This window comes from Rhodococcus sp. NPDC059968 (assembly GCF_042738615.1).
GTDB lineage: Bacteria > Actinomycetota > Actinomycetes > Mycobacteriales > Mycobacteriaceae > Rhodococcus_F.
In genome coordinates this window covers 19231-40132 of the sequence record NZ_JBHWUE010000088.1, presented here as the reverse complement: position 1 = coordinate 40132, position 20902 = coordinate 19231, and the positions used below count along the sequence as shown (strand labels likewise).

The 20902-nt window shown below is 68.1% G+C and carries 21 protein-coding genes; 17 read left to right on the top strand and 4 right to left on the bottom strand.

From position 1 onward, the window contains the following. The first annotated feature begins 88 nt into the window (after positions 1-88). The 5 genes from ACFWAY_RS41790 (at position 89) to ACFWAY_RS41770 (ending at position 6159) form a co-directional block, all read left to right on the top strand. On the top strand, positions 89-1153 hold the full coding sequence (locus tag ACFWAY_RS41790; protein ID WP_378514649.1) for a 2-dehydropantoate 2-reductase: 1065 nt from the start codon (positions 89-91) through the stop codon (positions 1151-1153). Positions 1154-1225: 72 nt separating this feature from the next. Beyond that, positions 1226-1501 (top strand): Sec-independent protein translocase subunit TatA, encoded by a 276-nt coding sequence (gene tatA, locus ACFWAY_RS41785; RefSeq protein ID WP_005563470.1) that lies wholly within the window; start codon positions 1226-1228, stop codon positions 1499-1501. Between the two features lie 71 nt (positions 1502-1572). Then, positions 1573-2613, top strand: a complete 1041-nt coding sequence (gene tatC, locus ACFWAY_RS41780) for a twin-arginine translocase subunit TatC (protein WP_378514648.1) — start codon at positions 1573-1575, stop codon at positions 2611-2613. A gap of 18 nt (positions 2614-2631) precedes the next feature. Beyond that, entirely contained in the window at positions 2632-5367 is a 2736-nt protein-coding gene (locus ACFWAY_RS41775; protein WP_378514651.1) for a DEAD/DEAH box helicase, read from the top strand. A gap of 102 nt (positions 5368-5469) precedes the next feature. Beyond that, positions 5470-6159 (top strand): DUF4333 domain-containing protein, encoded by a 690-nt coding sequence (locus ACFWAY_RS41770; protein WP_095869276.1) that lies wholly within the window; start codon positions 5470-5472, stop codon positions 6157-6159. 90 nt (positions 6160-6249) lie between these two features. Here the strand turns inward: ACFWAY_RS41770 and ACFWAY_RS41765 are convergent, their stop codons facing one another. Next, positions 6250-7206 carry a 5'-3' exonuclease H3TH domain-containing protein gene (locus tag ACFWAY_RS41765; RefSeq protein ID WP_378454668.1) on the bottom strand — a complete coding sequence of 319 codons (957 nt, stop codon included), beginning with the start codon at positions 7204-7206 and terminating at the stop codon, positions 6250-6252. Positions 7207-7242: 36 nt separating this feature from the next. Here ACFWAY_RS41765 and ACFWAY_RS41760 point away from each other — a divergent pair, with 36 nt between their 5' ends. Together ACFWAY_RS41760 and ACFWAY_RS41755 are read left to right on the top strand one after the other, a co-directional pair. Further along, positions 7243-8382 carry a Xaa-Pro peptidase family protein gene (locus tag ACFWAY_RS41760; RefSeq protein WP_016880747.1) on the top strand — a complete coding sequence of 380 codons (1140 nt, stop codon included), beginning with the start codon at positions 7243-7245 and terminating at the stop codon, positions 8380-8382. A 118-nt stretch (positions 8383-8500) separates the two neighbouring features. Continuing rightward, positions 8501-9259, top strand: a complete 759-nt coding sequence (locus ACFWAY_RS41755; RefSeq protein WP_378514647.1) for a polyprenol monophosphomannose synthase — start codon at positions 8501-8503, stop codon at positions 9257-9259. Here the strand turns inward: ACFWAY_RS41755 and ACFWAY_RS41750 are convergent. Next, a complete protein-coding gene (locus tag ACFWAY_RS41750) occupies positions 9219-9632 on the bottom strand; it encodes a pyridoxamine 5'-phosphate oxidase family protein (RefSeq protein WP_378514646.1) in 414 nt (137 codons plus the stop codon). The two genes, ACFWAY_RS41755 and ACFWAY_RS41750, sit on opposite strands and share 41 nt — an antisense overlap. 30 nt (positions 9633-9662) lie before the next feature. On the opposite strand from ACFWAY_RS41750, the gene ACFWAY_RS41745 reads away from it, so the two are divergent. The 4 genes from ACFWAY_RS41745 to ACFWAY_RS41730 are packed head-to-tail and all read left to right on the top strand — an operon-like array spanning position 9663 to position 13163. After that, on the top strand, positions 9663-10439 hold the full coding sequence (locus tag ACFWAY_RS41745; protein ID WP_378514645.1) for an SDR family NAD(P)-dependent oxidoreductase: 777 nt from the start codon (positions 9663-9665) through the stop codon (positions 10437-10439). Beyond that, complete coding sequence (gene cbiE, locus ACFWAY_RS41740) at positions 10436-11671, top strand: precorrin-6y C5,15-methyltransferase (decarboxylating) subunit CbiE (protein ID WP_378454664.1); 1236 nt, start codon at positions 10436-10438, stop codon at positions 11669-11671. The genes ACFWAY_RS41745 and cbiE overlap by 4 nt, the downstream gene beginning before the upstream one ends. Further along, positions 11668-12417: a precorrin-4 C(11)-methyltransferase gene (gene cobM, locus ACFWAY_RS41735; RefSeq protein WP_378514644.1), complete on the top strand. Its 750-nt coding sequence runs from the start codon at positions 11668-11670 to the stop codon at positions 12415-12417. The genes cbiE and cobM overlap by 4 nt, the downstream gene beginning before the upstream one ends. 2 nt (positions 12418-12419) lie before the next feature. After that, on the top strand, positions 12420-13163 hold the full coding sequence (locus ACFWAY_RS41730) for a cobalt-precorrin-6A reductase (protein WP_378514643.1): 744 nt from the start codon (positions 12420-12422) through the stop codon (positions 13161-13163). Between the two features lie 22 nt (positions 13164-13185). On the opposite strand, the gene ACFWAY_RS41725 is transcribed toward ACFWAY_RS41730, so the two are convergent. Next, complete coding sequence (locus ACFWAY_RS41725; protein WP_378514642.1) at positions 13186-13623, bottom strand: cupin domain-containing protein; 438 nt, start codon at positions 13621-13623, stop codon at positions 13186-13188. Between the two features lie 234 nt (positions 13624-13857). On the opposite strand from ACFWAY_RS41725, the gene ACFWAY_RS41720 reads away from it, so the two are divergent. The 4 genes from ACFWAY_RS41720 (at position 13858) to ACFWAY_RS41705 (ending at position 17940) form a co-directional block, all read left to right on the top strand. Then, a complete protein-coding gene (locus ACFWAY_RS41720) occupies positions 13858-14598 on the top strand; it encodes a biotin/lipoate A/B protein ligase family protein (protein WP_378454660.1) in 741 nt (246 codons plus the stop codon). Positions 14599-14825: 227 nt separating this feature from the next. Beyond that, a complete protein-coding gene (locus ACFWAY_RS41715; RefSeq protein WP_378454659.1) occupies positions 14826-15815 on the top strand; it encodes an NAD(P)H-dependent flavin oxidoreductase in 990 nt (329 codons plus the stop codon). Between the two features lie 59 nt (positions 15816-15874). Then, positions 15875-17251 (top strand): MFS transporter, encoded by a 1377-nt coding sequence (locus ACFWAY_RS41710; RefSeq protein WP_378514641.1) that lies wholly within the window; start codon positions 15875-15877, stop codon positions 17249-17251. After that, a complete protein-coding gene (locus tag ACFWAY_RS41705; protein WP_378454657.1) occupies positions 17248-17940 on the top strand; it encodes a pyridoxamine 5'-phosphate oxidase family protein in 693 nt (230 codons plus the stop codon). Before ACFWAY_RS41710 ends, ACFWAY_RS41705 begins: the two co-directional genes overlap by 4 nt. Here the strand turns inward: ACFWAY_RS41705 and ACFWAY_RS41700 are convergent. Further along, complete coding sequence (locus ACFWAY_RS41700; protein WP_378454656.1) at positions 17928-18797, bottom strand: LysR family transcriptional regulator; 870 nt, start codon at positions 18795-18797, stop codon at positions 17928-17930. The two genes, ACFWAY_RS41705 and ACFWAY_RS41700, sit on opposite strands and share 13 nt — an antisense overlap. Positions 18798-18926: 129 nt before the next feature. Between ACFWAY_RS41700 and ACFWAY_RS41695 the strand changes: the two genes are divergently transcribed. Both ACFWAY_RS41695 and ACFWAY_RS41690 read left to right on the top strand, forming a co-directional pair. Further along, on the top strand, positions 18927-19955 hold the full coding sequence (locus ACFWAY_RS41695; RefSeq protein WP_378454655.1) for an NAD(P)H-dependent flavin oxidoreductase: 1029 nt from the start codon (positions 18927-18929) through the stop codon (positions 19953-19955). 5 nt (positions 19956-19960) lie between these two features. Beyond that, positions 19961-20860 carry a LysR substrate-binding domain-containing protein gene (locus ACFWAY_RS41690; protein WP_378514640.1) on the top strand — a complete coding sequence of 300 codons (900 nt, stop codon included), beginning with the start codon at positions 19961-19963 and terminating at the stop codon, positions 20858-20860. The last annotated feature ends 42 nt before the right edge of the window (positions 20861-20902 follow it).

The window sequence follows — 20902 nt, the reverse complement described above, 5'->3', positions numbered from 1 at the left end:
CGTGTCAAGCGAGCAGGGCAGTGACCCGGCGGCACCTCGGGTGCATCGGCAGTCCATCTGAAACCACCGACACAAGGATGGTGCACCAGTGAGCGTCGGCGGACGTCCGCTGCGGATCAGCGTCTTCGGTGCGGGCAGCATCGGATGCTATGTCGGGGGCCGGCTCGCCGCGGCCGGCGCCGAGGTGACCCTGATCGGCCGGGAGCGGGTCGGGGTAGAAATCCGCGAACACGGGTTGCGGCTGACGGACCTGCACGGAGCGGACATCCGGGTCGACGCCTCCGGCATCGCGTTCGCCACCGGCCCGGAGTCGGCGGCCACGGCAGATCTCGTCGTCGTCTCGGTGAAGTCGGCGGGGACACCGGAGGCCGGTGCCATGCTGGCGTCGGCGATCGGTCCCGACACGGTCGTGATCAGTGCGCAGAACGGTTTGGGCAACGCGGACACCCTGCGTGCAGCACTGCCGGAGCAGGTCGTCCTCGCGGCGATGGTGCCGTTCAACGTGGTGCACCGCGGCGACGGGCATTTCCACCAGGGCTCCGAGGGCGACCTCGAGATCGAGCAGCATCCGGCGGTGCGCGCATTCGAGCCGGTCTTCGACGACGCCGGGTTGCCGCTGCGTGCACGTGAGGACTTCCGCTCGGTGCAGTGGGCGAAGCTGCTGCTCAACCTGAACAACGCGGTGAACGCCCTGTCCGGCCTGCCGCTCCGCGAGGAGTTGTCGCAGCGGTCGTTCCGGCGTGCTGTTGCCCTGGCACAGCGGGAAGCGCTGACTCTCCTGACCGCCCGCGGCATCGCTGTCGCCAAGCTCACACCGCTGCCGCCGCAGTGGATTCCCCGGTTGCTGACCGTCCCGGACGGGGTGTTCCGGGTGGCGGGTAGCCGGATGCTGGCCATCGACCCGCACGCGCGATCCTCGATGTGGGACGACCTCGAAGCGGGCCGGCGCACCGAAGTGGACTGGATCAGCGGGGAGATCGTGCGCCTGGCCGCGGCGTCGGGCACGGCCGCGCCGGTGAACGCGAGGCTGGTCGAACTGATCCGCGAGGCCGAGGCGGGCGGGAACCGGCACTGGTCCGGAGATGCCCTGCTCGCCGATTTGCGCTCACAGCGAGCACACCGGAAACCGACAGGTAAACGGCAGCGCAACTAGCCGGTTTCGACCGAACCGGTGCCGTGTATGTCCGGTAGCATCGGTGTCACCTGATCTTTTGGAGGTTTCATCATGGGAGCCATGAGCCCCTGGCACTGGGCCATCGTCGCGCTGGTCGTCATCATCCTGTTCGGTTCCAAGAAGCTGCCCGACGCGGCTCGTGGACTCGGCCGTTCGCTCCGCATCTTCAAGAGCGAAGTCAAGGAGATGCAGAACGACAACAGCACGCCGGCGCCCACCGCGCAGCAGAGCGCGCCCGCCGAGCTGCCCGTGGCGGACACCACCACCGCGCCGGTCACCCCTCCGGCGCCGGTGCAGCCGCAGCACACCGAGCCCAAGTCGGCGTAGCCCGAGCCGCCTGACAACCGGGGTGACTCTTCACCCCGGTTGCCTGCTGACCAAGACTAGGGCGAACAACAGTGCGAATTCCGTTCGATCCGCGCCACAGCAAGCGGAGGACCAATCCCGACGGCACCATGTCGTTGGTCGATCACCTCTACGAGCTGCGCACGCGATTGCTTCTGTCGGTGCTGGCCATCGTGGTCACCACGGCGGTGGGCTTCTTCTGGTACTCCCACCAGATTCTCGGGATCGAGAGTCTCGGTGAGCTCCTGCGCGGGCCGTACTGTTCGCTGCCGGCGTCGAGTCGCGCCGACCTGAGCCACGACGGGTCGTGCCGCCTCCTCGCGACCGGACCGTTCGAGCAGTTCATGCTCCGCTTCAAGGTCGCGCTGACGGCGGGCATCGTCCTCGCCTGCCCCATCTGGCTGTACCAGCTGTGGGCGTTCATCACGCCCGGCCTCTACTCGAAGGAGCGCCGCTACGCGATCGGCTTCGTGGTGTCCGGCGCCGCGCTGTTCATCGCCGGCGCCGTCCTCGCCTATGTGGTCGTCGCGAAGGCACTGCACTTTCTGCTGACGATCGGCGACAACGTCCAGATCACCGCACTCGGCGGCGCGGAATACTTCGGGTTCATCATCAACCTGCTGATCATCTTCGGTGTCAGCTTCGAGATCCCGCTCATCATCGTCGCGCTGAACTTCGTCGGCATCCTGCCCTACGCGAAGCTCAAGGCGTGGCGACGCGGCCTGATCTTCGCTCTGTTCGTGTTCGCCGCGATCGCCACCCCCGGGCAGGACCCCTTCTCGATGCTCGCGCTCGCGTTCGCGTTGACCCTCCTGTTCGAAGTCGCCGTGCAGATCGCCCGCATCAACGACCGCCGCAAGGCCCGTCGCACGGAGCAGGAGTGGGGTGCCCTCGACGACGACGAGGCGTCGACGATCGCCGCGCCGTCGGACCTGAACGAGGCGTTCGACGTCGCCGGCACACCGGTCCCCGAGCCGGCGGGTTGGTTCCGGCGGTCACGCAAGTCCGGGAAGTCCGGTGGTGCGACCAAGAACGACGAGGCGAGCACGACCGGCAGCAACACACCGGGTCAGGACTTCTCCGACACCCTGTGACAATCTGACGGGGTGGCAGTGACAACAGGTGACACGACCGGCGGTACCGAACTCGATGTGTTCTCGGCGCAGCTCGGCTTCGTGCTCGACCCCTTCCAGATCAACGCCTGCCGCGCGCTCGAGGGCGGCCACGGCGTCCTCGTCTGCGCCCCGACCGGTGCGGGAAAGACCGTGGTCGGCGAATTCGCCGTGCACCTGGCGCTCACGTCCGGGCGCAAGTGCTTCTACACGACACCCATCAAGGCGCTGAGCAATCAGAAGTACGCGGAACTGGTGCGGCGGTACGGCAAGGACACCGTCGGGCTGCTGACCGGCGATTCGAGCATCAACTCGGCCGCCCCGGTGGTCGTCATGACCACCGAGGTGCTGCGGAACATGCTGTACGCCGACTCCCCGGCGCTACGCGGGTTGTCCCACGTCGTCATGGACGAGGTGCACTTCCTGGCGGACCGGTTCCGGGGGGCCGTGTGGGAAGAGGTGATTCTGCACCTTTCCGAGGACGTCCGCCTCGTCAGCCTGTCGGCGACCGTCAGCAACGCCGAGGAGTTCGGCGCGTGGATGGAAACGGTGCGCGGCGACACCACCGTGGTCGTCGACGAGAACCGCCCGATCCCGCTGTGGCAGCACATCATGGTCGGGAAGCGGCTGTTCGACCTCTTCGACACGAGGGCACGCAGCGGGGATGCCCGCCAGGATCTGGTGGTCGACCAGGATCTGGTCCGGCACGTCAAACAGCGGCAGGCCCTCGATCGCGCCGACTCGTGGGAGTCGCGGGGTAGGGGACGCCGCGGCGGCGGCCGCGGGTTCTCCAGCGACTTCCGGCCGCTGCCCCGACCGGAAGTGATCTCCCGCCTCGACGGCGAGGGACTCCTCCCGGCGATCACGTTCATCTTCAGCCGCGCCGGCTGCGACGCCGCGCTGGCACAGTGCCTGCGGTCCCGCCTCGATCTGACGACTCCTGAGCAGGTCGCCGAGATCCGGACCATCATCGACGCCCACACCGCCGAATTGCCGAAGGCCGATCTGGAGGTCCTCGGGTACTGGGAATGGCGCAAAGCGCTCGAGCGGGGCCTCGCCGCGCACCACGCGGGGATGCTGCCCGCGTTCCGGCAGACGGTCGAGGAGTTGTTCGTCAAGGGACTGGTCCGGGCCGTGTTCGCCACCGAGACGCTGGCGCTCGGCATCAACATGCCCGCCCGCACGGTCGTCCTCGAACGCCTCGTCAAATACAACGGCGAGGCCCACGCCGAACTCACCCCGGGGGAGTACACGCAGCTCACGGGCCGGGCCGGACGTCGCGGCATCGACATCGAGGGTCACGCGGTGGTCCTGTGGCAGCCCGGGGTGGAACCCGTGGATGTCGCCGGGCTGGCCTCCACCCGCACGTTCCCGCTCCGCAGCTCCTTCCGTCCCGGCTACAACATGACCATCAACCTGGTCGATCGCATGGGCGCGGCGGAATCACGGGCCCTGCTCGAGCGGTCGTTCGCCCAGTTTCAGGCCGACCGGTCGGTGGTCGGCCTGACGCGCGGCATCGAACGCAACGAGGCCGCGCTCACCCCGCTCCGCGAACGGCTGGGCGGCGAGGACGGCGAGTACTTCGAGTACGCGCGCCTGCGGGAGGAACTGAACAGCCGGGAACGGTCACTCGAACGGGAAGGCCGGACCGAACGCCGGGACGCCGCCGTCGCCTCGCTCGTCGCACTGCGGCGCGGCGACGTAATCGCGATCCCCGTGGGACGGCACTCCGGTCTGGCCGTGGTGCTGGAACCGGACCGGGACCCCACGGATCCGAAGCCGTTGATCCTCACCGAGACGAAATGGGCGGGCCGGGTGTCGGCCGGCGACTTCCCGGAGCCCGCACGGTCTTTGGGATCGATGCGGTTGCCGCGGCGCTTCGATCACCACACCGCCAGGGTGCGCCGCGATCTGGCATCGGCGTTGCGCAGCACCGGAATCGTTGCGCCGGGACGCCGGAAGCACAAGAAGTCGGGTGCCGCCGCCGATGACGCCGAGATCGCGCGGCTGCGGCGCGCCATCCGGCAGCACCCGTGCCACAGCTGGCCTGACCGGGAACAGCTGAGCCGGATCGGTGAGCGCTACAACCGGCTGGCCCGCGAGACCGAGACGATGCGGCAGAAGGTCGCTGCCACGACGAACTCGTTGGCGCGCACGTTCGATCGCATCCTGTCGCTGCTCGCCGAGCGCGACTACATCTCGGCGGGCGAACACCCCGACGCCACCGAACACGGCACACGGTTGAGCCGAATCTATTGCGAGAGCGACCTCTTGGTGGCCGAGTGCCTCCGGCAGGGTGTGTGGAAGGGTCTCGGGCCCGCGGAGCTCGCCGCCGTCGTGTCCGCCGTGATCTTCGAATCGCGCCGTGAAGGGGACACCGGCGAAAGCGGCGGTCCGGGAGCGCTGCGGCACGCCCTCGACGAGACCGTGCGGGTGTGGCGGGAGCTGCGGGCGGACGAAATTCGGCACAAATTGCCGCCCACCCGTGAGCCGGACCTCGGCTTCGCTGCCGCGATCTTCCACTGGGCGAGCGACAATTCGCTCGTCGAGGCGCTGATCGCGGCGGGAGATCAGGGGCGTGCACTGTCTGCCGGCGACTTCGTGCGGTGGTGCAGGCAGGTGATAGACCTGCTCGAACAGGTGCGGTCGACGTCCCCCGATCCGCAGGTCGGCAAGGCCGCAGGTCGCGCGGTCGCGGCGATCCGCCGCGGCGTCGTCGCCGTGGATGCTGCGTGACCCGACGCCGTGTGGTTGGATTCGCACGCCGTCCGAGGGCCCGAATCCGATGGTGGGGCGTTACGGTAGGTACAAAACTTGACACGTGAGCGGGAGGCGACGATGAGCGGCCCTTACGGACCGAACGACCCGAACGGGCAATGGGCCCAGGGACAGCAACCGGGCCAGGGCAACCCTGACCAGACCGGCGGCCAGTACGGGGCGCCGCAGTACGGTCAGCAGCCGCCCGCCCAGCCGTGGGGACAGCCGGCACCGGGTCAGCCTCAGCAGCCCGGTCAGCCGCAGTGGGGTCAGCACCCCCAGCAGCCCGGACAGCCGCAGTGGGGTCAGCAGCCGCAACCCGGTCAGCTCGGACAGCCGGGTCCGGGACAGTGGGGTCAGCAGCCCGGGCAGCCGCAGTGGGGTCAGCAACCGGGTCAGCCGCAGCAGTGGGGCCCGACCCCCGGCCAGCAGCAGTGGGGTCAGCCGCCGTCGTCGGGGAAGTCGAAGCTGCCGTTGATCATCGGCGGTGTCGTGGCACTGCTGGTGATCGTGGGTATCGCCCTGGTGCTCGCGTTCACGGTGTTCGGCACGGACACACTCGACCAGAAGGCGGCCGAGGACGGTGTCGAGCGCATCGTCACCGATTCGTACGGCGCCGAGAACGTGTCCGGTGTCACGTGCCCCGCGGATCAGGAAGTGAAGAAGGGCAACAGCTTCACGTGCAGTCTCACCGTGGACGGTGAGAAGAAGCAGGTCACTCTCACCTTCACTGACGACAAGGGCACGTACGAGGTGAGCCGCCCGAGTTAGTAGGGCATGTCTCCCAATCCCCGTTTCGGCGCTCCTGGCGCCCAATCGCCAGGTGCATCCGAGAGGGATTGGGAGACACGCCCTCGGCCGTCACGGAACCCGTGCGGCGGCCACCTTTTTCATCGCCGCCGTGAGGCGGCCGACGGAGTTCTCGATTCCGAGTTCCTCCGCCAGCCTGCCGAGCCGGTCCGCATCGACCGGTTCGGCAGGCAGCGTGTCTTCGCGGGACAGTTCGACATCCGCGTCGCGCACCACCCGCACCACCGGCAGTGCCGCGTCGAGATAGTCGGCTGCGGCGGCGAACTTCGCGCGCGCACCCTTCGCCATGTCGGATTCGGGATCGACTGCGGCGGCCCGCAGAGCGGCGAGCGATCCGTACTGCATGATCAGACTCGACGCGGTCTTCTCACCGATTCCCTTCACTCCGGGCAGCCCGTCGGACGAGTCGCCGCGCAGCAGGGCGAGTTCGGCGTAGGCCTCACCGGCCCGGTCGGCGGGCACCCCGTACTTGGCTGCGACCTCTTCCGGCCCGAGCAGTTCGGCCTTCGCGAGGCCGCGCACCACGTACAGCACCCGCACCGGCACCGGCTCGTCCGTGACGACCTGCAGGAGGTCGCGGTCGCCGGTGACGACGATGGTGGTGTCGCGGGTCTCGGTGGCGGCCAGGGTGCCGAGAACGTCGTCGGCTTCGAGGCCTTCCGCACCGGCGGTCGCGATTCCGGTGGCGGCCAGGACATCCAGGATCATCGGGACCTGCGGCGACAGGGTGTCGGGGACCTCTTCCTCCGCTCCACCGGTGTCCTCGGCGACCCGGTGCGCCTTGTAGGTGGGCACCGCCTCGACGCGGAACGCGGGCCGCCAGTCCAGGTCGAGGCACACCGCGAGCCGGGACGGCTGGTGCTTGGTGATCAGTGCGGCCACCATGTCGGTGAACCCGCGTACCGCGTTGACGGATCGACCGTCGGGTGAGGTGATCGAGTCGGGTAGCGCGTAGTACGCGCGAAACCACAGGCTGGCACCGTCGAGGAGAAGCAGAGGCCCTGTCATGACCCTCATCCTGCCAAACCGGTTTAGCCTGAAGCCATGAGTTCCCTCGGCGCATCGACTTCACGCTTCCCGACCACCATCTATGCCGACCGGATCGCTCGCGCAGGCGCACTGGCCCGCGACGCCGGACTCGACGGCCTCCTCATCACCCCCGGACCCGACCTGCGGTATCTGCTGGGTTCGCGCGCGGAGTCGTTCGAACGGCTCACCTGCCTGGTGATCCCCGCGAACGGCGACACCGCGTCCGTGGTGGTGCCGCGGCTCGAACTGGCGTCGCTCACCGAATCGGCCGCGTCCGAACTCGGGTTGACGATCCGTGACTGGGTCGACGGGGTCGACCCGTACGCGTTGGTGTCTGGACTGCTGCCGTCGCCCGCCCGGACCGCCGTCACCGATGCGATGCCTGCGTTGCACCTGATTCCGCTGTCGGAGGCGCTCGGTGCGCTGCCGGTCCTGGCCACCGGGGTGCTGCGGGAGCTGCGGATGGTCAAGGACGATGCAGAGATCGACGCGTTGCGCCGGGCCGGTCAGGCCATCGACCGGGTCCACGCCCGCATGGGGGAGTTCCTGAAGGTCGGCCGCACCGAGGCCGAGGTGGCGGCGGACATCACCGCCGCGATCCTGGCGGAGGGACACACCGAGGCGGCGTTCGTCATCGTCGGTTCGGGTCCGCACGGCGCCGACCCGCACCACGAGGTGTCCGAGCGGGTCGTCGAATCGGGTGACGTCGTGGTCATCGACATCGGCGGACCCGTCGAACCCGGCTACAACTCGGACTCCACCCGCACGTACAGCATGGGTGAGCCCGATCCGGGTGTGGCCGCCAAGTTCGCGGTACTGGAGGAGGCGCAGGCGGCGGCCGTCGACCTGGTGCGTCCCGGCGTCACCGCCGAAGCGGTCGACGCGGCCGCCCGCGACCTGCTGGCCGCGCAGGGGCTGGCCGAGGTGTTCGTGCACCGGACCGGGCACGGAATCGGGTTGTCGGTGCACGAGGAGCCGTACATCGTGTCGGGTAACGCGATCGAACTGGCCGAGGGGATGGCGTTCAGCGTGGAGCCCGGCATCTACTTCCGCGGGGAGTGGGGTGCACGGATCGAGGACATCGTCATCGTGACCGCCGACGGCTGTGAGCCGGTCAACACCCGGCCCCACGGGCTGACGGTTCTTCCCGGCTGAGCACTGGGAGCGTGCGGGGGCGGTGCGGCGCGGGTAGTAACATCTCCCATTTGTTCACGACCGCACTCGCCGCTGCACGTCTGCGGAGAGTCGGGATCACAGATCACGCGAAGGTGTCATGGAAAGCGTCGCCCCGAAGGTAACCGTCGTCGTACCGACCTACAACGAACGCGACAACCTGCCCAAGATCGTCGAGCTTCTCGCGGCGTCGGATGTTCCGAACCTGCATGTGCTGGTCGTCGACGACAACTCGCCGGACGGCACCGGTGAGGTCGCCGACACGCTCGCGCAGAGCGGTCCGATCCCGGTCGGAGTCCTGCACCGGACCGTGAAGGACGGCCTCGGGCGGGCCTACGTTGCCGGGATGACCCGGGCGCTGGACGAGGGCGCGGACATCGTGATCCAGATGGACGCCGACCTGTCGCACCCCACCGAGGCGATTCCGCGGATGGTGGAGACGCTGGCGACGACGGACGCGGCCGTCGTGCTCGGCTCCCGCTACGTGGCCGGTGGCGCGGTCGCCAGCGACTGGCCCTGGCATCGCAAGGCGCTGTCGGCGTGGGCGAACTTCTACGTCAACGCGATCCTGCGGCTGCGCGTCAAGGACGCCACCGCCGGGTTCAAGGCGTGGCACGCGGACACCCTGCGGGCCATCGACGTCGACGGTGTGCAGAGCAACGGGTACGCGTTCCAGGTGGAGATGAACTACCGCACGGTGCAGCGCGGCCTGACCATCGCCGAGGTCCCGATCCGGTTCGAGGAGCGCACCGACGGCGTGTCCAAGATGAGCCTCGCCGTGCAGATCGAGTCCGCGCTGGTCCCGTGGAAGCTGCGGTTCAGTGGTGACGCAGCGCAGCCGAGCCGAGTACGCGGCTGACGGCGATCTCCACGACCACCCGGGTCGGGTTCACCCGGGGCTGGCGGTACCTGGCGGCGTAGCGGGCCACGGCGTCGGCGACGGACTCGGGGTCGGTCAGGACCCGGGTTGGGCCCTCGAGAGTCATCCAGCGCGCTCCGTCCACCTGGCTCACCGCGCCGTATCCTCCGTGTTCGGCGTTGAGGGCCTTCTGTGAGGAGCCGTTGGTGATGACCCGCGCCAGCCCGTGCTCCTGATCCCAGGTGAAGCCGACGGCGACGACGTGCGGGGTGCCGTTCTTGCGGAGCGTGGTGAGCGTTCCCAGGTGGTATTCGCCGAGGAAGGTGAGTGCCGCGTCGGTCAGGCGGATCGGGGTGGAGGGGGTGCGGTCCATGCCCCGACGGTAATCCAGGACACTGGACGGGTGAGCCTGGGATCGAAGAAGAACAACGGCAAGCCCGGCGACGACGGGGTGGTACTCCTCCTCGGTGGTCGCAGCGAGATCGGCCTCGAGATCGCCTCCCGGCTCGCGCCCGGCCGCACGATCGTCCTCGCGGCCCGCCGTAGCACCGAACTCGCCGCTGAACGGCAGGCGCTGCTCGACGCGGGCGCGTCCGCGGTGGACTGCGTGGAATTCGACGCCGACGACCTCGACAGCCACGAGAAGCTGCTGCGGTCGGTGGTGGAGGCGCACGGCCCGCTGTCGGTGGCGGTGCTGGCGTTCGGCATTCTCGGCGATCAGGCGCGCGCTGAGCGGGACGCACGGCACGCCGTCGCCGTGGTCCACACCGACTACGTCGCGCAGGTCGGGGTGCTCACCCATCTCGCCACCCTGCTCCGGGAACAGCGGTCGGGGCGCATCGTGGTGTTCTCGTCCGTGGCGGGTGTGCGCGTGCGCCGCGCCAACTACGTGTACGGGTCGGCGAAAGCGGGCCTGGACGGGTTCGCCTCCGGTCTCGGTGACGCCCTCCACGGCAGCGGTGTCTCCCTCCTGCTCGTCCGGTCCGGTTTCGTGATCGGCCGGATGACCGAGGGGATGTCGCCGGCGCCGATGTCGAGCACACCGGCACAGGTCGCGGACGCGGTTGTGCGGGGTCTGCACCGCGGTGCCAGCCGAGTGTGGGTGCCGGGACGGTTGCGCCCGGTGTTCTTCGTCATGAGGTTGCTGCCGCAGGCGGTCTGGCGCCGGATGCCGCGATGACCGACCCGATCGTCGTCGTCGGTATCGGTGCCGACGGGTGGGACGGTCTGTCGCCGTCCGCGCGACGCGCGATCGAGGGCGCCGACGTCGTGATGGGTTCCGGGCGTCAGCTCGCCCTGATTCCCGAGTCGCCGGCACTGCGGGTGGCCTGGCCGTCGCCGCTTGTCCCCGCGCTGCCGGGTCTGTTCGAACAGCACCACGGCCGGCGGGTGTGCGTCCTGGCCAGCGGAGACCCGATGTTCCACGGTATCGGCGTCACCGTCGTAGACCTGCTCGGCGCGGAGCGGGTGCAGGTGATCTCGCATCCGTCCTCGGCCACCCTGGCCTGCGCCCGGCTGGGCTGGGCGGCGCACGAGACGCCCGTGGTCACTCTCGTGAACCGGCCCGTGGACACGCTCTTGCCTGCACTCGGCGCCCACGCGCGACTGCTCGTGCTGAGCCGCGACGAGTACACCCCTGCCGCCGTGGCCGAACTCCTGACGACACACGGGTTCGGACTGTCGACGCTCAGCGTGCTCGGCGAACTGGGCGGACCCGACGAGTCGAGGCTCGACGGAACGGCGTCGGCATGGTCGCACGAGCCGGGGGCCCGGCTGAACGTGATCGCGGTCGACTGCCGGGAAGACTCCGGCACCCTCCGGCTGACCCGGATGCCCGGACTGCCCGACGCCGCGTTCACGGGCGACGGGCAGATGACCAAACACGAGATCCGCGCCCTGACGCTGTGCGCCCTCGCCCCCGCGGCGGGGGAGTTGCTGTGGGACGTGGGAGGCGGGTCCGGCACGATCGCGATCGAGTGGATGCGTACCCACCCCCTCTGCCGGGCAGTGACTTTCGAGCGCAGCGCAGCACGCGTCGACCAGATCGAGTCGAACGCGGCCGGGCTCGGGGTGCCGTCCCTCGCCGTGTTCGGTGACGCACCCGCAGCGTTCGAGGACGTACCACCCCAACTGTCCGCACCGGATGCGATCTTCGTCGGCGGTGGCGTCACGCAGGACGGTCTGCTCGACGAGTGCTGGTCCCGGCTCCGGGTCGGTGGCCGGATGGTGGCCAACGCGGTGACGGTGGAATCGGAAGTACTTCTGCTGCAGTGGTTCTCGAAATGCGGCGGGCAGCTCCGCAAGTTTCAGGTGTATCGCGGTGAGCCGCTCGGCGGGTTCACCGCGTGGCGGCCGCAACTGCCGGTGGCGCAGTGGTCGGTGACGAAGCAGTCGAAAGGTGATGCGGCATGACGGTGTACTTCATCGGGGCAGGTCCCGGCGCGGCCGACCTGGTCACGGTCCGCGCGCAGCGGATCATCGCGGCGAGTCCCGTCTGCCTGTATGCGGGCAGCCTCGTTCCGCAGGAACTCCTGGCCGAATGCCCCGAGGGTGCGCGGGTGATCGACACGGCACGACTGAGTCTCGACGAGATCGTCGCCCTGCTGATCGAGGCGGACGCGGCCGGTCAGGACGTCGCCCGCCTGCATTCGGGTGACCCGTCGATCTTCAGTGCCGTCGCCGAACAGGTGCGCCGGCTCGAGGCCGCCGGCGTCGCGTACACCGTGGTGCCCGGGGTGCCCGCGTTCACCGCCGCGGCGGCGTCGCTGGGGCGGGAACTGACCGTTCCCGGTGTCTCGCAGTCGATCGTGCTGACCCGGGTGTCCACGCTGTCCACCGCGATGCCGGAGGGTGAGGACCTGCGTTCCCTCGGCCGCAGTGGTGCCACGATGGTGGTGCACCTGGGTGCGCACCGGATCGATCAGATCGCCCTGGAACTCACCGAGAACTACGGCCGAGACTGTCCCGCCGCCGTTGTCGCGTTCGCGTCGCGTCCCGACGAGATCGTGCTCCGCGGCACCCTGGCGACGATCGCCGATCAGGTGAAGGCGGCGGGCGTCACGAAGACCGCTGTGGTGATCGTCGGGAAAGTGCTTGCTGCCGAGGGATTTCCGGACAGTTACCTGTATTCCGCCACCCGCGAGCGCTCCACCCACTGAACGTGGCACGGATCCTGATCCTCGGCGGCACCGGGGAGGCCCGAGCCCTCGCCGCCGCACTCGCGGACGTTCCGGGTGTCGACACCGTGTCCTCCCTCGCCGGCCGGGTCCGCGATCCGCGCCTGCCCGTCGGTGACGTGCGGATCGGCGGGTTCGGGGGAGCGGACGGACTCGACGGGTGGCTGCGCGCACATCCCGTCGACGCGATCGTGGACGCGACACACCCGTTCGCGGCGCAGATCACGAGCAACGCCGCCGACGCCGCCCACCGTCGCGGGATACCGCTCGTCGTGCTGCGGCGCCCCGAATGGTCTCCGCGTCCCGGCGATCGGTGGCACCGCGCCGCCGACCTCGCCGACGCGGCCGCACTGCTGCCCGACCTGGGAACGAGAGTCTTCCTCACCATCGGCAGGCAGGGTGTCGACGCGTTCGCCGGCCTGCACGCACAGTGGTTTCTCATCCGCGCGATCGATCCACCCGACGTGGCAATGCCGCCGCAGTCGACACTGCTCCTCGCCCGCGGGCCGTTCGCGGCAACCGACGAGATCGCGCTGATGCGTCAGCACCGCATCGATGTCCTGGTCACCAAGAACAGCGGCGGCGCGCAGACCGACGCGAAACTCGACGCCGCACGCGCACTGGGTGTGCCGGTGCTGATGGTCCGCAGGCCAGCGTTGCCGTCGGCGACGGCAACGGTGGACGACGTTGCGGGAGCAGTCGAGTGGATCGACTCGGTCACGCGATGAGGAAGGGGGGCGTGGTGACGTGTCAGCAGGCCGGCGCCGCCGCGTCCTCGGACAGGGGCTTGCCCTCCGGTTCGGTATAGAACGCGAGCAGCACCAGTGGTTCGGTGCCCAGATTCGAGCCCTCGTGGACGTGATCGCTTCCGTGGTCCTCGGTGATCGCCTCACCGGCTGTCGTCACCGCTTTCGTGCAGTCCTGCAGAGTGCGGGACAGCACACCGGACTCGACGAACGCATACACCGGACCGTCGTGGTAATGCCATCCCGTCGTGCCGCCGGGGGCGATCTCGATGCGCCGCAGCGTGAGATCCGTGCCCGCCGAGCTACCGGCGACCGCCGGAACCGTCGTCTCGAACAGAACCTGCGCGGTGACACCCGAAGACGGCGTGGCCTGGGCGGGTGAAGCGGACAGTACCGCAGCTACGGCACCGGACAAGACGACCACACTCGATCTGAGGAGCATCGTGACGACCTCTCGGCGCGCTGGTCCTGCGCACTGTGCGCAGGCATCCAGGGGGAGTGCATTTCGGCGTGTCCAGGGTAGGGCTCCGGAGGGAGCGGCCGCGGGGATATCCGCGAAACCCGATCTCGTGTGGACTACCTCGGCCTCGGCGACACTGTAATGGTGTGCCCGAGGTGCGAGCGGTGACGTCGCAGTGTGGCCGTGTGGTTGCCGGAGCGGAGTGACGGGAAGAATATGACGATCGAGCAGTTGCTGACCACGCACTTCCCGGACGATCCCGTGTTGGACGCGGCGCTCGCCACGGCACTTCTGCGTCGCACCGCGCGAGAGCCGGATGCCCCTGCGCTGGTCCGCATCTACAGTCCCGCGCGGACGCTGTCGTTCGGGCGGCTGGACGCTGTTCGACCGCAGTTCCCGGCCGCCGCCGCGGCGGCGCGGCGACACGGGTTCACTCCCGTCGTCCGAGGAGCCGGCGGTCGGGCGGCGGCCTACCACGAGCAGACCCTCGTCGTGGAGATGTTCTCCCGGGACACCGAGGGCATGGTCGGGGCCCGCCCCCGCTTCCAGCGCATCACCCCGAGGCTCGTCAACGTGCTGAGGAAGCTCGGGATCGACGCTCGCATCGGACCGGTGCCCGGTGAGTATTGCCCCGGTGATTGGACGGTGAACGGCGCAGGCCGCGTCAAGCTCGCAGGAACCGCGCAGCGAATAGTCTCCGGGGCGTGGCTCTTCGGCTTCGAACTGGTGGTTTCCGATTCTGCCCCGGTGCGGGCGGTGCTCACCGATGTGAATGCCGCCCTCGAGCTGGAGTTCGACCCCGGCACGGCTGCGTCCCTGACTGACATGAACCCGAACGTCACCCTCGAACAGGTCCGGGCCGCCGTCCTCGCCGAACTCGGCCCAGTCCACGAACGGACCGCGGACCCCGACGTGCTCGAGGAAGCCGCGAACCTACGCGACGCACATGTGGCGTGAGGCGTCACCGCCGGGCGTAATCCCATTGGGCTAGTGCACTGCAGGACAGTGGATTTCACAAGTTCGGCTCGTCGCGCGAGCGTTCTGTTCTGGAGAACGCAGGTATCGATACAAACTGTTGGACCCCTGTTCGGCCGGGTTCTAGCGTTGTCGCAAAGCCATCCGGTGTGACGTGCAGCACGTGGCACACACGTGCGACACGTCGGAAATTTGTGGAGGAGCCCAGCATGCGCTTGCAGAACCGATTGACCGAGAAATTCGGAATCGAACACCCCATCGTCCTTGCACCGATGGATTACGTCTCCGATTGGAGATTGGCTTCTGCCGTGGCCGAGGCAGGCGGACTGGGATTGATCGGCGGAGGATACGGCGACGAGTCCTGGCTCCGCGATCAGTTCGACCGCGTGACGACCGACGCGGTCGGCTGTGGCTTCATCACCTGGTCGATGGCACAGCAACCGCAACTCCTCGAGAAGACGATCGGCTACCGGCCGGCGGCCATCTTCCTCTCGTTCAGCGACCCGGCACCGCATGCGCCTGCGATTCGTGCCGCGGGAATCCCGCTGATCTGCCAGGTGCACAATCTCGAACAAGCGCGCCGCGCGGTGGAGGTAGGTGCGAGCGTCATCGCTGCTCAAGGAGGTGAGGCGGGTGGCCATGGAACAGGAACCCGATCGACGTTCACTCTGGTGCCGGAGATCGCCGACTTTCTCCGGCGGGAGGCGCCGGATGTGATGCTGCTGGCGGCCGGTGGAATCGGCGACGGCCGTGGCCTGGCGGCCGTGCTCGCGCTCGGAGCGGACGGTGCCCTCGTCGGGACCAGGTTCTGGGCGGCGGAGGAGGCGGCGATTCCCCGTGCGGCCCAGCACCGCGCCCTGCGGGCGAGTGGGGACGACACGATCAGGCAAAGCGCCTTCGACATCGTGCGTGAGAAGCCCTGGCCGACTCGATACACGGGCCGAGTCCTGCACAACGACTTCATCCGCCGTTGGCACGGCGACGAGTCCGGCCTCCGGGGCGTGCTTCCGGAGAAGCAGGAGCAGTTCCGGGCAGCAGTGAAGGCCGAGGACTACGCCGTCGCGAATCTGATCGTCGGTGAGGTCGTCGGACAGATCGATCGTGTCGACACCGTCGCGTCGATCATCGATGACATGGTCGACACCGCCGCCGCCATTCTGGGCCGCACTTCCCACGACCTGGCAGCGATCGGCTCCTAGCGCCCATCGGTGCGACCTCGCCAACCCTCACCCGCGCGTCCCGGAGAAGGATTCCTTCCATGACCACCAGCCAGTCCGTTTCACCACCCGCTCTCGCGAGCGGTGTAGCGAAGAGCAGTCTTCGCAAGATCATCACCGCGTCGAGCGTCGGAACGTTGATCGAATGGTACGACTTCTACATCTACGGCAGTCTCGCAGTCGTGTTCTCCGGGATGTTCTTTCCCGAGGGGGACGGAACCGCAGCACTTCTCGTCACGATTGCCGCCTTCGGAACGGGCTTTGTCGTACGCCCGATCGGCGCCATGGTGTTCGGCAGAATGGGGGATCGGGTCGGACGGAAGAAGACGTTCATGACGACCTTGCTCATCATGGGCGGCGCCACCACGATGCTCGGACTGATGCCCACCTACGACCACATCGGGATTCTGGCGCCGATACTGCTGGTGACGTTGCGGCTGCTGCAGGGTCTCGCGATCGGCGGAGAGTACGGGGGTGCCGTCGTCTACATCGCGGAGAATTCACCGGCGAAGAAACGCGGAGCCCTCACCAGTGTTCTCCAGACCACCGCGACCGGTGGCCTCCTCCTGTCGATCGGCGTCATCGTGCTCTGCCGGGTCGGGTTGGGCGAGGACGCATTCGATTCGTGGGGCTGGCGGATTCCGTTCCTTCTGTCCGCGGTCCTGGTGCTGTTCTCGCTCAAGATCCGCATGAGGATGCACGAATCGCCGGTGTTCGAGGAGATGCGACGGAGCGGTCACCTCTCGCGTTCACCGATCAAGGATGCGGTGGCGCACAAGCCGGCCTTCGCGTTGCTGCTCGTCGTGCTCTTCGGAGTCACGGCCGGGCTGGGAGTCGCCTGGTACACCAGCCAGTTCTACACGCTCTACTTCCTGCAGACGATCTTGAAGATCGACTTCCTCACCGCGAATGTCTCCGTCGGAATCGCCCTGGTCATCGCGACACCGTTCTTCGTCCTCTTCGGCAGGATGTCCGATAAATATGGACGGACTCGGATCATCCTGTGCGGCTTGGTTCTTTCGGCGGTCGGCTACCTCCCGCTGTTCCTCTGGATCCGCGATGCCGCGGTCCACGGCCACCACATCCAGATGGTCGTGCCACTGACGATTCAGGTCATCTTCGTCACCATGGTCTACGGGCCCACAGCGGCATTCCTGTCCGAGCTGTTCCCGCCACAGATCCGCTACACGGGACTGTCGCTGGCGTACCACATCGGAACCGGCGTATTCGGTGGTTTCACTCCTCTGGTGGCGCTGTCGCTCAACTCCGCCACCGGGAACGTCTTCGCCGGGCTGATCTATCCCATCGCGGTAACCACGGTCACAGCAGTGGTGTTCGTGCTGACGTTGCGGCGGGGAGTCGACAGCCCGGTAGTCCGGCGGGCGTGGAAGCAAATCGATTCCGAGTACTCGTCATGAGACACCCGACCCGGTACGGCGCGATCGCGTTCACTGCTCCAGTGGCCGAGCGGCAGAAGGCGACGGGGAGCATCAACTGGTATGGGCGCACGCGGGCGCAGGAGGACGACCCAGGCCTGCCCGACGAACTGGACACCCCCGTCACTGCACTGATCCGAGCCACCGATTCGTTCTTCATCGCGACCGTGACGCCCTCCGGATGGCCCTATATCCAACACCGTGGCGGCCCGCCCGGCTTCGTGCACGTGCCGAACCCGACGACGATTGCGCTGGCGGACTACTCGGGAAATCAGCAGTTCGTCACGGTCGGCAACCTCGACGAGAACGACCGAGTGGCCCTCTTCTTCATCGACTACCCGACCCGCACCAGAGTCAAGGTCTACGGACGAGCCGAGGTCGTCGAGCGCGCCGACGATCCGGATCTCATCGCACGTCTCCTCACCGCACCGGAGGGGGTCGGAAAGCCCGGATGCGATCGCGCGTTCGTCATCCACGTCGAGGCCCTCGACCGGAACTGCACGAAGAACATTCCCCCGAAGTACGGCGAGGCACGGATGCGGGAGTCGCTCACGTTGGCCCGCAAGGGTCTACAAGAAGAAATCGAACTCCTGCGATCCCGCACTGCAGAACTGGAGCGCGAAATCGCCCGGCTTCGCCTGCGCACCGAGGATGACAATCAGCCGTGGTGACCGACGTCGGCTCCGCCGGGTGGCGGAGAGTGCCGGATCGCGGCGTCCCGCAGCACCCGGAGCAGCGGCGTCACCCGGTTGCGGCGGTACACGAACCTCACGACAGCGGGCGGCGCACCGACCAGCGGGATGAACTGGACGTTCCGATGGGTTACCCGCCTGCGGGCAACTTCGGGAACCGTGCCGACACCCCGATCGGCGGCGATCAACTCGAGCCAGTCGTCGAAGTTCGAGCACGTCACCACCGGACCGTCGTGGTTCGGCCACAGATCTTCGGATGTGGTGCCGCTGAGGGTATTGATCACCAGGGGAAGTGTTCCGAACTCGGCCCAGTCGATCGATTCTCGGGTCGCCAGAGGCGACGCGGTCGAGACCGCCGCAATCCGCTGCTCCTCGAACAGCGGGTGCTGCACGAACTCGTCGCCGGGAACATCCCGGCGGACGACGGCGGCGTCCACGGTGGCGTTGTTCAGTGCGGCGACGGGGTCGTCGTAGCGACGCGGGACGACGGTGGCGCGGGAGTTCTTCTCGACGTCGTCGATCACCTGCTGCGCCCACGGATCAGGCAGGAGCCAACTGAAGCCGAGAACGAGGGATCGGTTGGTGTACAGCGCAACTGCGGAATCGAGATCGCCGAGAATGACGCGCACCTTCTCGACGAATCCGGCGCCGTCCTCGGTGAGGGCGAGTGCACGCGAGGTCCGGTCGAACAATCGAACGCCGAGCGAGGTCTCGAGCTGCTGCACCGTTCGCGTGAGCGCGGGCTGGGTGATGTGGAGCGCGTTTGCCGCGGCGGTGAACGAGCCTGCCTCGGCGATCGCAACGGCCGCCCGCAGATGCCGCAGTTCGATGGACATAACTCCCAAGCATAGATCCAGCCGAATAGGCATTTCCGCTCCGCAGTGCAGCGGTGCAGGATCAGGAAGGAAAGCGTGAGGCGGACGGGAATCTGGTCCGCCACGCATGCATCGAACGAAAGGATCCAGGTGTTCGACTTCGAGGACGGCCTCCGAATTCCCATCGTCGGGGCGCCGATGGCAGGAGGGCCGAGCACGCCCGAGCTCGTCGCCGCGGTCTCGTCCGCGGGTGGCCTCGGCTTCCTTGCGGCCGGGTACAAGACCGTCGACGCGGTTCGGCGTGAGGTCGAGGCGGTCCGCGCGCTGACGAGCGCGCCGTTCGGACTCAATATTTTCGTCCCCGGCCGCCCCCTGGCCGACCGTGCAGCGGTGGAGGCCTACCGGGAGCGGTTGCTGCCGCTCGCCGAACGCCGGCAGGTGTCGCTGCCGGAGGTCGTCGACTTCGACGACGACGCGTTCGACGCCAAGGTCGACCTCGCGGTCGAGCTTGCCGTTCCCGTGGTGTCGTTCACCTTCGGCCTGCCGCCTCGGGAGATGGTCGATCGGTTGCACGACGCCGGCAGCGTCGTGGTGGCCACGGTCTCGGATGTCGGCGAGGCGCTCTCGGCCGCTCGGGTGGGCGTCGACGCGATATGTCTACAAGGAGTCGACGCGGGCGGGCACCGAGCGACGCTCGACCCCGACGCCGAGCCGGACCCACGTTCGACGAGGGATTTGGTCGAGGCGGCCCGCTCGGCAGTCGACCTTCCCATCATTGCGGCGGGAGGGATAGCGACCGGAGCAGACGTCGTGGCGACACTCGCGGCCGGTGCTATAGCCGTCCAGATCGGTACCGCTCTCCTCGACGCCGACGAGGCAGGGACCAAACCCGCGCACCGGGCCGCGTTGCACGACGCCCGCTTCACCGACACCGTCGTAACTCGCGCGTTCTCCGGTCGTCCCGCGCGTGGCCTGGTCAACGACTTCATCACCGACTTCGATGCTGACGCGGTGGCGGCATATCCGCAGGTACACCTGCTGACCAGTGGGCTGCGAGCCGCAGCCGGCGCCGCCGGCGACCCGCACGGGCTCGCCCTCTGGGCCGGCATCGGCTATCGCAGTGCTCGCTCGGCCCCCGCAGGGGAGATCGTTCGGGACCTGTGGAGTGAAACACGATAGTTGTCATGGACATCGGCGATCTGAACTTCTTCCTGGCCGTGGCCCGCGCCGGCGGAATTTCCCGGGCATCGAAGGAACTTCTGACGGTTCAGTCGAACATCAGCTCACGGATCCGCGCGCTCGAAGACGAACTCGGAGTCGAACTGTTCCGCCGCCATGCCCGTGGGGTGACCCTGACGAACTCCGGCGAACGTCTGCTGCCCTATGCCGAACAGATCACTCAGCTCGTACGGGAAGTGACGCAGGTCGTCAGCGACGATCGAGATCCGGGTGGACGACTGGCGATCGGCTCGATGGAGACCACCGCGGGATTGCGGCTCCCCGGGGTGCTGGCTGCCTTCAGCGAAGAGTGCCCACGAGTCGACTTCACCTTGGCGACCGACACCACCGACGCGCTGACCACCCAGGTGATCGAGCATCGACTCGACGGTGCCTTCGTCTGCGGCCCGGTGCGGCATCCGGACCTGATCTCCGAGCAGGTCTTCATCGAGCAACTTGTATTGGTGAGCGGCGTTCGCGTGGCAGATCTGGACTCATTACTGGCCGACGGCCGGCGGCACAAGGTTCTCGTCCTCCGGGCCGGCTGCGCCTATCGGGCCCGCCTCGAGAGGCTCTTCGAGCAGTACGGAGTGCCGAGCCCGGACGTCCTCGAGTTCGGAACTCTCGAGGGCATCCTCGGGTGTGCGGCCGCGGGGATGGGCGTGACCCTGCTGCCGCTGGGCGTGGTGACCACTTCGCCGTTGGCGGCGGCCTTGAAGGTGCACCACCTGGCGCCGACCGACTCGCGCGCGGAAACCCTGTTCATCCGCCGCAAGGACGCCACCCTGACCCCTGCCATGTCGCGCTTCCTGTTCCACACCCACGAGTCCAGCCGCCCGGCCTCCCTGAAATCTGTGGCTCGCTAGAGCGGTCTGCGCGCCTGCCGACCGAATGTTTCCGAAAGAGAA

Excerpts from the sequence above, each read along its gene's own strand:
- tatA (WP_005563470.1), top strand. The coding sequence starts at position 1,226 with ATGGGAGCCATGAGCCCCTGGCACTGGGCCATCGTCGCGCTGGTCGTC.
- ACFWAY_RS41770 (WP_095869276.1), top strand. The coding sequence starts at position 5,470 with ATGAGCGGCCCTTACGGACCGAACGACCCGAACGGGCAATGGGCCCAG.
- ACFWAY_RS41765 (WP_378454668.1), bottom strand. The coding sequence starts at position 7,206 with ATGACAGGGCCTCTGCTTCTCCTCGACGGTGCCAGCCTGTGGTTTCGC.
- ACFWAY_RS41760 (WP_016880747.1), top strand. The coding sequence starts at position 7,243 with ATGAGTTCCCTCGGCGCATCGACTTCACGCTTCCCGACCACCATCTAT.
- ACFWAY_RS41755 (WP_378514647.1), top strand. The coding sequence starts at position 8,501 with ATGGAAAGCGTCGCCCCGAAGGTAACCGTCGTCGTACCGACCTACAAC.
- ACFWAY_RS41750 (WP_378514646.1), bottom strand. The coding sequence starts at position 9,632 with ATGGACCGCACCCCCTCCACCCCGATCCGCCTGACCGACGCGGCACTC.
- cbiE (WP_378454664.1), top strand. The coding sequence starts at position 10,436 with ATGACCGACCCGATCGTCGTCGTCGGTATCGGTGCCGACGGGTGGGAC.
- cobM (WP_378514644.1), top strand. The coding sequence starts at position 11,668 with ATGACGGTGTACTTCATCGGGGCAGGTCCCGGCGCGGCCGACCTGGTC.
- ACFWAY_RS41725 (WP_378514642.1), bottom strand. The coding sequence starts at position 13,623 with ATGCTCCTCAGATCGAGTGTGGTCGTCTTGTCCGGTGCCGTAGCTGCG.
- ACFWAY_RS41720 (WP_378454660.1), top strand. The coding sequence starts at position 13,858 with ATGACGATCGAGCAGTTGCTGACCACGCACTTCCCGGACGATCCCGTG.
- ACFWAY_RS41715 (WP_378454659.1), top strand. The coding sequence starts at position 14,826 with ATGCGCTTGCAGAACCGATTGACCGAGAAATTCGGAATCGAACACCCC.
- ACFWAY_RS41710 (WP_378514641.1), top strand. The coding sequence starts at position 15,875 with ATGACCACCAGCCAGTCCGTTTCACCACCCGCTCTCGCGAGCGGTGTA.
- ACFWAY_RS41705 (WP_378454657.1), top strand. The coding sequence starts at position 17,248 with ATGAGACACCCGACCCGGTACGGCGCGATCGCGTTCACTGCTCCAGTG.
- ACFWAY_RS41700 (WP_378454656.1), bottom strand. The coding sequence starts at position 18,797 with ATGTCCATCGAACTGCGGCATCTGCGGGCGGCCGTTGCGATCGCCGAG.
- ACFWAY_RS41690 (WP_378514640.1), top strand. The coding sequence starts at position 19,961 with ATGGACATCGGCGATCTGAACTTCTTCCTGGCCGTGGCCCGCGCCGGC.